At 70.7% G+C, this 14,546-nt stretch carries 11 protein-coding genes and 5 pseudogenes; 4 read left to right on the top strand and 12 right to left on the bottom strand.

Annotation, left to right across the window (positions count from 1 at the left end; all coding sequences use genetic code 11):
* Positions 1-58: 58 nt before the first annotated feature.
* Positions 59-610: a CGNR zinc finger domain-containing protein gene (locus tag KAE78_RS01240; protein WP_223171431.1), complete on the bottom strand. Its 552-nt coding sequence runs from the start codon at positions 608-610 to the stop codon at positions 59-61.
* A gap of 51 nt (positions 611-661) precedes the next feature.
* Between KAE78_RS01240 and KAE78_RS01235 the strand changes: the two are divergent.
* The 3 genes and pseudogenes from KAE78_RS01235 to KAE78_RS01225 form a co-directional block, all read left to right on the top strand.
* Positions 662-1,096: pseudogene (locus KAE78_RS01235) on the top strand (EamA family transporter); the annotation flags it as partial.
* A 139-nt stretch (positions 1,097-1,235) separates the two neighbouring features.
* Entirely contained in the window at positions 1,236-1,721 is a 486-nt protein-coding gene (locus KAE78_RS01230) for an EamA family transporter (protein ID WP_262927698.1), read from the top strand.
* Entirely contained in the window at positions 1,718-2,137 is a 420-nt protein-coding gene (locus tag KAE78_RS01225; RefSeq protein WP_223172363.1) for a GNAT family N-acetyltransferase, read from the top strand. The genes KAE78_RS01230 and KAE78_RS01225 overlap by 4 nt, the downstream gene beginning before the upstream one ends.
* Before the next feature lie 7 nt (positions 2,138-2,144).
* Here the strand turns inward: KAE78_RS01225 and KAE78_RS01220 are convergent, their stop codons facing one another.
* From KAE78_RS01220 to KAE78_RS01210, 3 genes are all read right to left on the bottom strand, one after another.
* Positions 2,145-2,636 carry a DUF6328 family protein gene (locus tag KAE78_RS01220; protein WP_223171430.1) on the bottom strand — a complete coding sequence of 164 codons (492 nt, stop codon included), beginning with the start codon at positions 2,634-2,636 and terminating at the stop codon, positions 2,145-2,147.
* A gap of 210 nt (positions 2,637-2,846) precedes the next feature.
* Positions 2,847-3,350 carry a DUF2087 domain-containing protein gene (locus KAE78_RS01215; protein WP_223171429.1) on the bottom strand — a complete coding sequence of 168 codons (504 nt, stop codon included), beginning with the start codon at positions 3,348-3,350 and terminating at the stop codon, positions 2,847-2,849.
* A 16-nt stretch (positions 3,351-3,366) separates the two neighbouring features.
* Complete coding sequence (locus KAE78_RS01210; RefSeq protein ID WP_223172362.1) at positions 3,367-4,851, bottom strand: DHA2 family efflux MFS transporter permease subunit; 1,485 nt, start codon at positions 4,849-4,851, stop codon at positions 3,367-3,369.
* A gap of 248 nt (positions 4,852-5,099) precedes the next feature.
* Between KAE78_RS01210 and KAE78_RS01205 the strand changes: the two are divergent.
* A pseudogene (locus tag KAE78_RS01205) lies at positions 5,100-7,122 on the top strand (ABC transporter ATP-binding protein).
* A gap of 15 nt (positions 7,123-7,137) precedes the next feature.
* Here KAE78_RS01205 and KAE78_RS01200 read toward each other — a convergent pair.
* From KAE78_RS01200 to KAE78_RS01165, 8 genes and pseudogenes are all read right to left on the bottom strand, one after another.
* Entirely contained in the window at positions 7,138-7,911 is a 774-nt protein-coding gene (locus tag KAE78_RS01200; protein WP_223171428.1) for an SDR family NAD(P)-dependent oxidoreductase, read from the bottom strand.
* A 16-nt stretch (positions 7,912-7,927) separates the two neighbouring features.
* On the bottom strand, positions 7,928-8,872 hold the full coding sequence (locus KAE78_RS01195; RefSeq protein ID WP_223171427.1) for a glycosyltransferase family 2 protein: 945 nt from the start codon (positions 8,870-8,872) through the stop codon (positions 7,928-7,930).
* Positions 8,873-8,890: 18 nt separating this feature from the next.
* A complete protein-coding gene (locus KAE78_RS01190) occupies positions 8,891-10,009 on the bottom strand; it encodes a cysteine desulfurase family protein (protein WP_223171426.1) in 1,119 nt (372 codons plus the stop codon).
* A gap of 2 nt (positions 10,010-10,011) precedes the next feature.
* The gene (gene nadC / locus KAE78_RS01185; RefSeq protein ID WP_223172361.1) at positions 10,012-10,872 is read right to left on the bottom strand and encodes a carboxylating nicotinate-nucleotide diphosphorylase; all 861 of its coding nucleotides are present in this window, start codon (positions 10,870-10,872) and stop codon (positions 10,012-10,014) included.
* On the bottom strand, positions 10,872-11,144 hold the full coding sequence (locus KAE78_RS18185) for a hypothetical protein (RefSeq protein WP_223172360.1): 273 nt from the start codon (positions 11,142-11,144) through the stop codon (positions 10,872-10,874). The genes nadC and KAE78_RS18185 overlap by 1 nt, the downstream gene beginning before the upstream one ends.
* 267 nt (positions 11,145-11,411) lie before the next feature.
* Positions 11,412-12,460 (bottom strand): annotated as a pseudogene (locus KAE78_RS18180) (L-aspartate oxidase); the annotation flags it as partial.
* A gap of 13 nt (positions 12,461-12,473) precedes the next feature.
* A pseudogene (gene nadA, locus KAE78_RS01170) lies at positions 12,474-13,765 on the bottom strand (quinolinate synthase NadA); the annotation flags it as partial.
* Positions 13,762-14,478, bottom strand: a pseudogene (locus KAE78_RS01165) (NUDIX hydrolase). The pseudogenes nadA and KAE78_RS01165, both read right to left, overlap by 4 nt.
* Positions 14,479-14,546 lie beyond the last annotated feature (68 nt).

Here is a 14,546-nt window from a genome sequence, read left to right as displayed (position 1 = left end):
CCGGAGGGGGTGATTCGGAGGGAGTTCACACCTTCGGCGGTCCGAGTGCCCCGGCGCGTCAGGCTCCGGCGTCGCGGCGGGCTCGGTAGGCGGCGACGTTGGTGCGGTTCGCGCAGTTGCGCACATCGCAGTAGCGCTTGGAGCGGTTGCGGGTGAGGTCGGCGAGGGCGGCCGTGCAGTCGGATGCCGCGCAGCGGCGCAGTCGGGAGAGGTCTCCGGCGCGGATCAGATCGATGAGCACGAGCACGATGTCGGCGGCGATCCGCTCGCTCAGCGGTGCGTTGCCGCGCGTGAAGTGGATGTGCCAATCCCAGGGCTCGTGCCGCACGAGCTGGGGGAAGGTGCGGATTTCTTCGAAGGTCTGATTGATGGCGTCGGCGACGGGGGGAATCTCGTCGTCCAGAGCGACCTCGAAGCGCTCCCGCAGGGTGCCGATCGCGGCCACGTCGAGCGGCGTGGCGTGCATGTCGCCGCTGAATCCGTGGCGGGCGGCGAAATCGACGAGGTCCTGAGGGCTTGCCAAGGAGTCCTCGCCGCTCACGTCGGGGGAGGAGTTGAGCAGATCGACCAGAGCGAGCAGGTTCGTGCGCACGTCGTAGCTGAGATCCATGACTCCCATTCTAGCGAGACATGGGCTAAAGTGCGTTAAGCAGTGACAATCATGTCTTACGGTTGCCAAAGACATGAGCTAATTCGCTATGAAAGGGTACGGAGAGAGAGCATGCGACTACGTTTCGGCGCCGTCATCGGCTTCGCCTTCGTCGTCCTGTCGGCGTTCTTCTTCGCCGTCTCCGGGCCGGTCGCCAAGGCGCTCTACTCGATCGGGTGGACGCCCGGAGCCGTCGTGCTCGTCCGGCTCACGGGCGCCTCGCTCATCCTGCTGATCCCCAGCCTCATCGCCCTGCGCGGTCGCTGGGGCGAGGTCCGACGAGGCTGGAAGACGGTCGTCGCCTACGGCGTCGTATCGATGGCCGGTGTGCAGGCGTTCTTCTTCCTCGCCGTCGAGCATCTCAGCGTCGCGGTGGCGATCATGCTGGAGATGATGGGGGCGCCGGTGCTCATCGTCCTCTGGCTGTGGTGGCGCACCCGCATCCGACCGGCGACGCTGACCTTCCTCGGGATCCTCATCTCGGTGGTCGGCGTCGTCCTCGTGCTCGGGTGGGCGGGGAACCCTCAGCTGGTGGGGCGTCGCCCTGGCGCTCGCCGCGGCGGCATGCCTGGCCGGTTACTTCCTGGTGTCGGCGAACCAGACGATCGCTCTGCCGCCGATCGGGCTGACGGGCCTGGGGATGGGGATCGGGGCGCTCGCGATCGCGGTGATCAATCTGATGCAGGTCATGCCGACCCGGGTCGTGTTCGATGGCCTCGACTTCGCCGGCATCCGGGTCTCCTGGCTCGTCCCCACCGTGCTGCTGATCGTCTTCACGGTGGGCGCCTACGTGTGCGGGATCGTGGGGCTGCGCCTCATCGGTGCGACCGTCGGCTCGTTCGTCAACCTCTTCGAGGTGCCCTTCTCAGTGATCGCGGCCTGGATCATCCTCTCGGAGGAGCTGGGTCCGCGGCAGCTGATCGGTGGGGCGGTGATCATCGCCGGCATCGTCTTCATCAAGTGGGGCGATGTGCGTCTCGAGCGGCGTCTGGCGCGGCTGCAGGGCGAGAGCGTGCCGCCAGCGGCGTCCGAACCGCCGCCCATCGCGAGCGTGAAAGAATCGTCGGCGTGACCGTGACGATCGCCGGCGAGCTGCCCTCCCGCGAGGAGGTGCTCGCGCTGTACGCGGCGGTCGGCTGGGGCGCGTACACCGACGACGCCGATCGCCTGATGGCCTCTCTGCGGGGATCGTACGCGGTCTTCACCGCCCGAGACGATGCGGGTGGGCTCGTCGGACTCGCACGCACGATCTCCGACGGCCACACGATCGTCTACCTCCAGGACATCCTGGTCCACCCCGACGCGCAGAGGTCGGGGGTCGGCGGAGCGCTGCTGGACCGGGTGATCTCGGATGCCGCCGGCATCCGCCAGCTGGTCCTCCTCACCGATGCGGAAGGCGGCCAGCGCGCCTTCTACGAGTCGCGCGGCTTCGTCGAGGTGCACGAGGTGAAACCCGCGCCGCTGCGGTCGTTCGTGCGGCTGGGCTGACGCCTCCTCACCGGCCCACCCGGCGCACGATCTGGGGGAGCGCGACCCACAGCGCCCCGACGGTCACCGCGCCGAGGACGACCGTGACCACCGCTGCGGGACGGCTGAGCGTGAAGTCGACGATGAGGGTCGTCACCCCGATGCTCAGCACGCCGACCGCGACGAGCGCGATCGTCACGATCCGCGAGGCGAAGCGCACGAGTTCGGGCTTGCGCCGGGTGCCGAAGAGCATCCGGTGCAGGCCGACCGGCGTCAGCGACAGGACGGTCGCAACCGCCGCCAGAACGACGAGGACGATGTAGATCGTGCGCTGCAGTTCGTCCATCTCGGCGAAGCGCGGCTGGAAGGCCACCGCGAGCAGAAATCCTGTGAGCACCTGTGTGCCCGTCTGCATGACCCGAAGCTCCTGCATGAGTTCGTCCCAGTTGCGGTCCGCGCGTTCGTTCGGAGTCTCGTCGCGGCCGTCTTCAGGGCGGGCCGCATGATCGGTGTCGTTCATGCCTTCGAGTCTGCGCGCGATGCGCGGTGCGGGAAAGGGGGTTGCGCGCCGTACGTCAGCGACCAGGCGTAACATGGGGGCATGACGACTTCGACTTCGACCACCCCCGTCCAGCCGCTCCAGCCGGTCAGCGACGACAAGAACCTCCTCGCCCCGCCGAGGGCGCGAGCTGCTGCGGCGGAACCAGCTGCGGCTGACCCCGGCCACGGCCTACGGCGTCCGGACCCTCGCATACTGCGAGCCGGACGCCGTCCTCTCGAGCAGTTCGGCGTCCACGAGGTAGCGCCGCAGCACTGCGGTGTCGTCGCTGAAGCGCGACAGCCGCTCGTTGATCTCCGCCTCGTCCAGCACCTCACCCGGCTCGAGCGCCTGCGCGACCACATGTCGCAGTAGTTCTTCGCGCTCGCCGAGGTTCGCCGGATAGCGGTCGATGCGGCCTTCGGCGGTGAGGAATCTCTCCACGCCCGTCCGCCGCGGCGGTCTCGGCGCGGAGGCGAGCACCTCGGTGAACACCTCGCCGACGATCCAGCCGTCGCTCTCGGCGACGATGAGTCCCGCCTTGGCGAGAGCATCCAGCGCGTGCCGGCGGCGCGACGGGCTGAGGTCTGAGCCCGCGGCATCCGACCCCAGCACGATCTCGGCATAGACGCGACGGGTCGCCTCGTTCGCGAGCGCGGCGAACACCGGACGCCAGGCGGAATCGGATGCGGGCATGGCTGCTCCTTCCGGGTCAGTGCGCGGGCGGCGCGCCGATGCTGTCGGCGGGCTTGCGGATCAGCACCGCGCCGACGATGAGCGGGATGGCGATGACCGCCGCGATCGTGAACGCCGCCTGGGCGCCCAGGGTCCCCGCCGTGAGAGCGGAGGCGCCGGAGGCCTCGGCGCGGGTCTGCACCGCCGACATCACCGTGATCATGAGGGCCACGCCCGCGGCCCCGGCGACCTGCTGCACGGTGCCGACCACCGCGCTGCCATAGGAGTAGAAGCGCGGCTCGAGCGACCCGAGCGCCGCCGTGAACAGCGGGGTGAACGACAGGGCGAGCCCGATCGACAGGATCGTCTGCGCTCCGGCGACGAGCCAGATCGAGGTGTTCTCGCCGAAGGTCGTGTAGAACCACAGCATGCCCACCACGATGATCGCGCCCGGCACGAGCAGGATCTGCGTGCCGCGCGCGTCGTAGATGCGGCCGATCACGGGGCCGAGCAGACCCATGAGGAGAGAACCGGGCAGCACCGCCAGCCCTGCATCGAGCGCCGTGAACTCCAGGACGTTCTGCATGTAGAGCGGCAGCACGGTGATCGCACCGAAGAACGCCAGCGACATGAGCGCCAGCTGCGCGACCGACAGCGAGAAGTTGCGTGAGCGGAAGACGCGCAGATCCAGCAGGGCGTCATCGACGCGCTGCAGCAGCACCTGCCGCCACAGGAACAGCCCCAGCGCCACGAGCCCGATGCTGAGCGAGACGATCAGGCCCACCACGGCGCCGTTCCCGACATCCGACGCGGCACCCGCAGCACCGTGCGCGGCCGCGCCGCCGATCTGGCTGAGACCGTACACGATCCCGCCGAAGCCGAAGGCCGAGAGGATCACGGAGAGCACGTCGATCGGCGCATGCGTCGTCTCGCCGAGGTTCTGGATCCACTTCGCCCCGGCCGCGAGCGAGAAGAGGGCGATCGGCAGCACGACGCCGAAGATCCAGCGCCAGCCGACCGTGTCCAGGAGAAGCCCGGACAGCGTCGGGCCGATCGCCGGGGCGAGCGCCATCACGATGCTGACGCGTCCCATCATGCGCCCGCGCGCGTGCGGAGGCACGACCGTCATGAGCGTCGTCATCAGCAGCGGCATCATGATCGCCGTGCCCGAGGCCTGTACGACACGGGCGACCAGGAGCACGGGGAAGCCGGGTGCGAGCATCGCGATGAGCGTCCCGGCGGAGAACAGCGTCATCGCGGCGATGAAGATCTGCCGCGTGGTGAAACGCTTGAGCAGGAATCCCGTGATCGGGATGACCACCGCCATGGTCAGCATGAACGCGGTCGTGATCCACTGCGCGGCGTCCGCCGTGATCCCGAGGTCGCCGATGAGGTGCGGGATCGCGATCCCCATCGTCGTCTCGTTGAGGATCGCGACGAAGGCGGCCGCCAGGAGCAACCAGATCACGCGGGTCTCGCCGGAGGTGAGACCCGTCGAGCCCGTCTGGGGTGGGCGTCGGATGCCGCGGGGCGGCCTTGAACGGGAGTCGATCCGGTATCGGTGGTCATGGGTTCTCCTCAGCGGATCGTCGTGTCGGCGGATGGCCCGGCAGGTTCGTGGTCGGGGTGAGCACCGCAGCGCGGATCGGAGAGCGCGCATCGACCGGAGTGCACGAGGGCAAGCCTCACAGCATAACGTGCGGATGCGGCGTCCGATTCCCGGATCCGGGAAAACGGATGCCACCGGTCGTTAGGCTGGCGGGCATGAGCATGGGTGGAATGGGCGGCGGACGCGGGATGCGCGGCATCGATGAGGCCGCGCAGCGGAAGGCCAACGCACAGGCCCCGAAGGTCGAGAACCTCGGTAAGCGTGTCGTGGGGCTGTTCTCCGCCTATAAGGGCCGCATCATCCTCACCGGTCTCATCGTCATGGTGGGGGCGGCCGTCGCCGTGATCCCGCCGCTGATCGTCCAGCGCATCTTCGACGACGCGCTGTTCCCCGTCGACGGGGGCTCGCCCGATCTCACGCTGCTGCTTCAGCTCGTGCTGGCGATGGTGGGCCTCTTCCTCTTCTCGGCGATCCTCGGCGTCGGTCAGACGTGGTTGACCTCCACGGTCGGCAACAGCGTCACGGGCGATCTGCGTGTGAAGCTCTTCGAGCACCTGCAGGCGATGGAGCTCGGCTTCTTCACCCGCACGAAGACCGGAGTCATCCAATCGCGTCTGCAGAACGACGTCGGCGGCGTCTCGGGCGTGCTGACGAACACGGTCACGAGCATCCTCGGCAACGTCGTCACCGTCATCGCCTCGCTCGTGGCGATGATCCTCATCGACTGGCGTCTGACGATCATCGCGATCGTGCTCATGCCCTTCCTCATCTTCGTGCAGCGCCGCGTCGGTCAGGTGCGGGCGCGCATCGCGGGGGAGACCCAGGAGTCGCTGTCCGAGTTGACCGCGATCACGCAGGAGACCCTGAGCGTCTCGGGCATGCTGCTCTCGAAGGCGTTCAACCGGCAGCGCACCGAGTCCGCGCGTTACCAGCAGGAGAACCGCAACCAGGTCAAGCTCCAGGTGCGCCGGGCGATGAGCGGCCAGGGCTTCTTCGCCGTCGTGCAGGTGCTCATGGCATCCGTTCCCGCGGTCATCTACCTCGTCTCCGGGTATCTCATCGCCGGGGTGCCGGGGCGATCACCGCGGGGACGATCGTCGCCTTCACGACGGTGCAGGCGCGACTGCTGCAACCGCTCATGGGGCTCATGCGCGTCGCGCTGGACCTGCAGACCTCGGCGGCGCTGTTCGCCCGCATCTTCGAGTACCTGGACATGGTGCCCGAGATCCAGGACGCCCCGGATGCCGCCACGGTCCAGGACGCGCCCGGCCCGGTCGGGCAGATCGAGTTCCAGGACGTCGTCTTCCGGTACCCGGACGCCTCGCCCGAGGCGCGGGCGACCCTGCAGGGGGTGTCGTTCGTGGCGCGCCCGGGGAGCACGTCGCCTTCGTCGGCCCCTCGGGTGCGGGCAAGACCACGGTGCTGTATCTCGCGCCGCGGCTGTACGAGGCCTCTGACGGCGCGGTGCTCTTCTCCGGCGCCGATGTGCGCACGCTCACCCAGGAGTCGATCATCGACCACGTCGGCATCGTGTCGCAGGAGACCTACCTCTTCCACGCGACGATCCGGGAGAACCTGCTGTACGCGAAGCCCGAGGCCACGGAGGAGGAGATGATCGCGGCGTGCACCTCGGCGAACATCCACCACATCATCGCGGGCTTCGAAGACGGCTACGACACGATCGTGGGCGAGCGCGGATACCGGCTCTCCGGCGGCGAGAAGCAGCGCATCGCGATCGCGCGGGTGCTGTTGAAGGATCCGCCGGTACTGCTGCTGGACGAGGCGACCTCCGCCCTCGACACCGTCTCCGAGCGCGTCGTGCAGGAGGCGCTGGACGCCGCGGCCCGCGGGCGCACGACGCTGTCGATCGCCCACCGGCTCTCGACGGTGATCGGCGCCGACACCATCCACGTCATCGAGGCCGGCCAGATCGTCGAGTCCGGCACGCACGCCGAGCTGCTGGCGGCGGGCGGGCTCTACGCGGAGCTCGCCGCGCAGCAGATGGCCGCCTCGCGCATCGAGGGCATGGAGGAAGGGCAGGAGCCGGCCCCGCTGCCGGATCGCCGCGCGGACAAGGCGCCGGCCGGTTCGGCGGTGGAGGACGCGGTGTCGACCATGACCGCCGCCGTGACCTTCCTCGCCGCGCCGCGGCCCGATGCGCGGGTGTATCCCGACGAGGGGTGAGCCGCGGCATCCGCCTCAGTGGACGGAGAGTCCTCCGTCGACGAAGAGGGACTGGCCCGTGACGTAGGCCGACCCGGCACCGGCGAGGAACACGGCGGCCGCGGCGAAGTCGCCGGGAACCCCGTTGCGCCCGATCATCGTGCGTGCGGCGAGGGCGGAGACCTTCTCGGGGTCATCCTGGAGGCGCGCGTTGAGCGGGGTGAGCACGAACCCCGGCACGAGGGTGTTGCTCGTCACACCGGTCCCGCCCCAGGCCTCCGCCTCCGATCGCATGAGCGACTCCAGGGCGCCCTTGGAGACCCCGTAGACGCCGCTGCCGACGAAGGCCCGGTGCGCCTGCTGCGAGCTGATGTGGATCAGTCGCCCATAGCCGCGTGCCGCCATCCGCGGCGCGAAGCGCTGCCCCAGGAGGAAGGGCGCCAGGGCGTTGACGGTCATCGTGGCGTCCCAATCGCCTTCGGTGATCTCGGCGAAGGGCGGGCGGACGTTGATGCCCGCGGAGTTGACCAGGATGTCCGGCTCGCCGTAGGGCTCGCAGACCGCCTCGGCGGCGGCGCGGATGCCCTCGCGGGTACTGAGATCGCCGACCACGCCGGAGGCCTCGCCGGAGACGGCCCGCAGCTCGTGGACCGTTGTGCCGACGCGGTCCGCGCCGCGGGCGAGCACGACCGTGCGCGCGCCCGCCTGAGCGAGCGCCGTGGCGATCCCGCGACCGATGCCCGAACTGCCGCCGGTGACCACGGCGGTGCGACCGTCGAGCGAGAAGAGTTCTTCGAGATAGGCGTTCATGGGTCTCCGGAGGCTGTCACCAGCTGAGCGCGGTGCGCAGGGTGGGATCGGGGCGTACGGCGGCGGACTCGGGGAGCGCGCGCAGGTCCTGGAGGAACGCCTCGAGGGTCTGGGCGTAGGCGGGGTCGGGATGCGCCGCGGCGATCTCCTCCAGCGGTGGCACGTCCATCGCGAGGATCAGGGCGATGCGGGCGGCCACGGCATCCGATGCCCCCGCCTCGTGCAGCACGTCGATGCCGCCCCGGAGCGCCGCGAGGTAGTCGCACAGCACGGGGAGCCTGCCCTTGCCCTGGGTGATCGAGGTGCCGTCCTCGCGCACGCGCCAGTGCACGACCACGTCCGGGATCACGTCGAAGGCGCGCGCCTGCGTGTACATCTCCTGCGCGACGATCTGGTCCTCGTAGGCGACGCCCTCCGGGAAGCGACGTTCCCTCCAGAAGTCGCTGCGGCTGAGCTTGGACCAGGCGACGATGTTCCCGGATGCGGCGGGGTGCGCATGGACGGTCGTGCCGAGGCGCGCGGGAGCGGTGCTCGCGGCCACCCAGGGCTGGACGCGTCCGGGTTCGTAGCGGCCGCCGTTCAGGCGCGAGCGCACATAGGCGCCGACGGCGAAGTCGCTGCTACTGGACTGCAGCGTGGTGAGAAGCCGTTCGAGGGCCCGGGGCGTGAGCTCGTCGTCTCCGTCGAGGAACCCCAGGAACGGGGTGTCGACGAGGGCGAGCCCGGCATTGCGGGCGGCGCCCAGGCCTCGCGAGGCCTCGTGGGTGAGCACGGTGAAGCGGGGATCGGATGCCGCGGCGTCTGCGAACACCGCGCCCGTGGCATCCGTCGAGCCGTCGTCGACCAGGATCGCCCGCCAGCGCGGCTCGGTCTGCGTCCGCAGGGACGCGATCGCGTCGGGCGCGAAGGCGGCGATATCGCGTCCGGGCACGATTATCGTCACGAGCGGAGCGGTGGGCATGGGGCGAGTCTACGGCGCTCAGACCCCGGTGACGGCGGCGACGGCCGCCGCGACGTGTGCGGCGAGGTCGTCGGGCACCGGCGTGCGGCCGAAGGTGAAGCGCACCGAGGTCTGGGCGATCTCGGGGGCGATGCCGAGCGCCACGAGCACGTGCGAGGGCTCGTCGCTGCCGGCGGCGCATGCCGATCCGCTCGACGAGATGATCCCGCGCCGCTCCAGCTCCAGCAGCACGGCCTCGCCGCTGACGCCCGCGAAGGTGAAGCTCGCCGTTCCCGGCAGGCGCTCGCTCGGGTGCCCGGTCAGCGTCGCCTGGGGGACGGCGTCGAGCACGCCGGCGATGAACCGGTCGCGCACCGCGGTGAGGTGATCGGATGCCGCGACGCGTTCACTCTCGGCGAGCTCGAGCGCTACCGCGAAGCCGACGGCGCCGGCGACGTCCTGCGTGCCGGATCGGCGCCCGCGCTCCTGCCCGCCGCCGTGCAACAGGGGTTCGAGCGGCACACGCCCGCGCACGGCGAGCACGCCCGTGCCCTTGGGGGCGCCGAGCTTGTGCCCGGCGAGCGAGAGGGCGTCGGCGCCGAGCCCTGTAAGCGGGAGCCACCCCGCCGACTGCACGGCGTCGACATGCAGCGGCACTCCCGCCTCCCGGGTGACCGCCGCGATCGCGGCGATGTCCTGCACCGTCCCGATCTCGTTGTTGGCGTGTCCGAGGCTCACGAGCGCGGTGTCCTCCCGGAGCGCGGCGGCCACGGCATCCGGTGTCGCCCGACCGTATGTGTCGACCGGAATATAGGTGACCGCGACCCCGTGCAGGCGCTGGAGATAGTCGGCCGATCGCAGGATCGACTCGTGCTCGACCGGCGTCGTGACCAGGTGCGAGCGTCCGGAGGCCAGCAGGATGCCCTTGACCGCGAGGTTGTTGGCCTCGGTGCCTCCGGAGGTGAACACGACATCGCCTGCCCGCATGCCGAGCACCCGGGCGACGCGCGAGCGCGCATCCTCCAGCGCGGCCAGGGCCTCCTCGCCCACGGTGTGGTGGCTCGAGGGATTGCCGAAGGCGCGCCCGAGGAACGGTGCCATCGCCGCCAGGACCTCCGGGCGCACCGGGGTCGTCGCGGCGTTGTCGAGATAGAGCACGCTCAGTCCCGCCGGGTGATGCGCACGTCCAGGCCCAGGTCGATGCTGCGCACCGAGTGGGTCAGCGCCCCGACCGAGATCACGTCGACCCCGGTCTCGGCGATGTCGCGGACGGTCTCGAGCGTCACGCCGCCGGAGGCCTCCACCGTCGCACGGCCAGCGACCTGCTCGACGCCGCGGCGCAGATCCTCCAGAGAGAAGTTGTCGAGCATCACGGTGCCCACGCCGGCGGCGAGCACGGCCTCGAGCTGATCGAGCCGGTCGACCTCCACCTCGACATGCGTGGTGTGGGGGAGGCGCGCGATCGCGGCCTGCAGCGCCGCCGTCACCGAGACGCCCTTCTGCGCGAGCACGGCGAGGTGGTTGTCCTTGGCCATCACAGCATCCGACAGCGAGAAGCGGTGGTTGTGTCCGCCCCCGTTCGCGACGGCATGGCGCTCGAAGGCGCGCAGACCCGGCGTGGTCTTGCGCGTGTCGGCGATGCGGGCGCCGGTGTGTGCGACCTCGGCGACGTAGAGGTTCGTCAGGGTCGCGATCCCGCTCATGCGCTGGACGAAGTTCAGCCCGATGCGCTCGGCGGTCAGCACCGGTCGGGCAGGGCCGGTCACGACGGCGAGCACGGCACCCGGCCGGAAGAACTCGCCGTCCTCGGCGAGCACATCGACCTTCACCGCGGGATCGGTCAGCCGGAAGGCGGCGGTGAACACCGCGCCGCCGCTGAAGACGCCCGCCTCGCGCGCGACGAGCTCGGCCTCGGCGGTGGCGTTCTCCGGGATGAGGTACTCGCTCGTGATGTCGCCCCAGGGCGCGTCCTCTTCCAGGGCCGCCGCGACGACGCGGTCGATGGTGGCGGGAGTCAGCATCATCGGGCTCCGATCAGTTGCGATTCGTGAGGAGTCGGTCCCTGTGCTTCGACGGGCTCAGCAGCCGGGTGAAGGGCGCGGTAGTGCGCCCCCGCCGATTCCGTGCGGGCGAGGGCCGCCCGGGCGGACGCCGCCGCGAGCAGCAGCAGGTTCGCATCCTCGTGCTCGCGGACGGTGAGCGGATGCCGCGCCTCCGCCTGCCAGGCGTCGAGCTGCGCCACGGCGGCAGACAGCCCGTCATCCGTGCGGAGCAGGCCGACGTTCTCCCACATGAGGTGCTGGAGGGCACCCCTTCCGGTCGCCTCGCGAACGAAGCGAGTCGAAACGCGGTTGCGCTGACCGGAAAGGTCACCACGTTTCGTCTCGTCGCTGCGCTCCTCGCGGGGCGACCGGGGGTGGGCGTTCGCACGGACCGACGCCACGTCGGGGCGACTCCCCAGGGCCGCCGCGGCGCGCGCCCCGAAGACGGCCGCCTCCAGCAGTGAGTTCGACGCGAGGCGGTTGGCGCCGTGCACGCCGGTGCGGGCGCACTCGCCGACGGCGAAGAGGGCCGGAAGCGACGTGCGTCCGTCGAGGTCGGTGACGACTCCGCCCATGAGGTAGTGCGCGGCGGGCGTCACCGGGATCGGCTCGCGGGCCCAGTCGAAGCCGCGCTCGCGGGTGACACGGGAGATCTCCGGGAAGCGTGCGGCCAGGCGCTCCGCGCCCAGCGCGGTCGCATCCAGCAGCACCGGCGCGCCCTGCGCCGCGGCCTTCCGGGCGATCGCGCGGGCGACGACGTCGCGGGGAGCGAGCTCGGCGTCCGGGTGCTTGTCGAGCATGAAGCGGCGTCCCTCGGCATCGCGCAGTACGGCGCCTTCGCCGCGCACGGCCTCCGAGACCAGGAAAGGTGCTCCGGGGGCCGCGAGGATGGTCGGATGGAACTGCAGGAACTCCAGATCCGCGACCTCGGCCCCGCCCGCAGCGCCGCGGCGATGCCGTCGCCCGTGGCGCCATCCGGGTTCGTCGTGCGCGCGTGGAGCCGGCCGGCGCCGCCGGTGGCGAGGATCACGGCATCCGCCTCCCAGACCTCCGCGCGTCCATCGATGAGCAGGCGGATGCCGTGCACCACCCCGTCCGTGACGAGCAGGTCGCTGAGGAAGGCGTGTTCGCGAAGCACCACGCCCGAGGCGCGGACCGCCGCGATCAGCGCCGAGGAGATCGCGGCACCCGTCTGGTCGCCGCCGGCATGCACGATCCGGGCGTGGCTGTGCGCGGCCTCGCGGCCGAGGAGGAGGGTGCCGTCGGCGTCGCGGTCGAAGGCGACCCCGCGAGCGATGAGCTCGGCGATGCGGGTGGCGCCCTCTGCGACGAGGACCTCGACGGTGGCGGGATCGGAGAGCCCGGAACCGGCGACCAGCGTGTCGGCGGCATGGCTCTCCGGCGAGTCGCCGGGGCCGTAGATGCCGGCCACCCCGCCCTGCGCGAGAGGCGTGCAGCCCTCGCCGAGCGCCCCCTTGGTCACGAGCGTGACCTCGTGGCCCGCCTCGTGCGCGTGCAGCGCCGCGGTGAGGCCCGCGATGCCGCTGCCGACGACGAGGATGCTCATCAGCCGGCCACCGGGGCTTCGCCGCCAGCATCCGCTCCAGGGCGACACGGGCGGGCTCGGCGACATCCGATGTCACCTGGATCCGGTTCGGCGTGCGCCCGGCGACGAGCTCCTCGAGCACCCAGGCGAGGTAGCCCGGGTGGATCCGGTACATCGTCGAGCAGGGGCACACGACGGGGTCGAGGCAGAAGATCTCGTGCTGCGGGTACTGGGCGGCGAGGCGCCGTACGAGGTTGATCTCGGTGCCGATCGCGAAGGTCGTGGGCTCGGTCGCGGCGTCGATCGCGCGGCGGATGTAGTCGGTGGAACCCGCCTCATCGGCGGCGTCGACGACCTCCATCGGGCACTCCGGGTGCACGATCACGCGCACTCCCGGCTGCTCGGCGCGCGCCTGGTCGATCTGGGCGACCGTGAAGCGGCGGTGCACCGAGCAGAAGCCGTGCCAGAGGATGACGCGGGCCTCGGCCAGCTCGGCCTCGGAGGAGCCGCCCAGCGGCCGGCGCGGATTCCACATCGGCATCTGTTCGAGCGGCACGCCCATGGCCTTGGCCGTGTTGCGGCCGAGGTGCTGGTCGGGGAAGAACAGCACGCGCCGCCCGCGCTCGAAGGCCCACTCCAGCACCGTCTGCGCGTTCGACGAGGTGCAGACGATCCCGCCGTGGCGGCCGACGAACCCCTTGATCGCGGCGGAGGAGTTCATGTAGGTGACGGGGATGACGGGAACGCGCCCCTCGGCGTCCTTCGCGGAGAGGTCGCCGTAGACCTCCGCGAGCTGCTCCCAGCACTCCTCGACCTGGTCGATGTCGGCCATGTCGGCCATCGAACAGCCCGCGGCGAGGTTGGGCAGGATGACCGACTGCTCCGGCTGCGAGAGGAGGTCGGCGGTCTCGGCCATGAAGTGCACGCCGCAGAAGACGATCGCCTCGGCATCGGGGTGCTCCAGCGCGGCGTTGGCGAGCTGGAAGGAGTCGCCCACGTAGTCGGCGTGCTGCACGACCTCTTCGCGCTGGTAGAAGTGCCCGAGGACGACCACGCGGCCCGCGAGCGTCTCCTTCGCCGTGCGGATGCGGGTGTGCAGCTCCTCCTCGCCCGCCTCGCGGTACTCGGCCGGAAGCTCGCCCTGGCGCGGCGCGCCGGTCGGGATCACGTCTCCCATCGACGAGCCGGGGCCGTAGCCGGGGCGCGCGTCGAAGGTCCAGGGCCGGCGGCCAGATCGGTGCTGCACGTGGCATCCGTCGACGTCCCCGAGACGATCGCCTGGATGGCGTGGTCGACCGAGGGGTCGGTGAGAGTGAGAGGGGTCATGGCGTCCTCGTTTCCGGGCGGGAGAGCGGGCCGTGGTCGGCGAGCTCGACGGCGGTGTTGTAGCGGTACAGGCGTGCGGGGCGGTGGCTGCCGGTGCGGAAGTGGTCGGTGGGCAGCACCGTGCCGGAGGCCTCCACCTGGCGCCGGAAGTTCGCCGGATCCAGGCGCCGGGCGAGGATCGCCTCGTAGGCCTCGCGGAGGTCGGCGAGCGTGAACTCGGCGGGAAGGAAGCCGTGGGCGACGCGGCTGTAGCCGACTTTGTTGCGCAGGCGCCACAGGGCGTAGTCGATGATCTGGTTGTGGTCGAAGGCGAGCGCGGGGAGGTCGGCCGCATCGAACCACTGCACGTTCTCGGGTGCCTGCCCGGAGGCCCGGTGGACGGCGATCTGTGCGTCGACCTCGTCTGAGCGCAGCAGCGCCCAGTTCACGATCGAGACGACGCGGGTGGGGAGCGGTCGACGGCGCCGAACGCGTAGAGCTGCTCGAGGTAGCTGGGGCGAGGCCGGTCGTCTCGGCGAGCGTGCGCGCGGAGGCGTCCTCCAGGCTCTCGGTCGCCGTGAGCCAGCCGCCCGGCAGCGCCCACTGGTCTTTGAAGGGGTCGCGCGTGCGGCGCACGAGGGGAGGTGCAGCACCGGGAGCTCACCGGCACCCCTGCGGCGCAGGGTGAGGATCACCGTCGACACCGCGACGCGGATCTCCTCAGTTCGTGTCATCATGACTCTAACCTCCGGACCATCTTAGGGTGCAACTGACCAGAAGGGGAAATCGTGTGACGGATGAA

The sequence above is a fragment of the Microbacterium sp. NIBRBAC000506063 genome, assembly GCF_017968845.1.
GTDB lineage: Bacteria > Actinomycetota > Actinomycetes > Actinomycetales > Microbacteriaceae > Microbacterium.
This window is presented reverse-complemented; position numbering and strand designations above follow the sequence as displayed.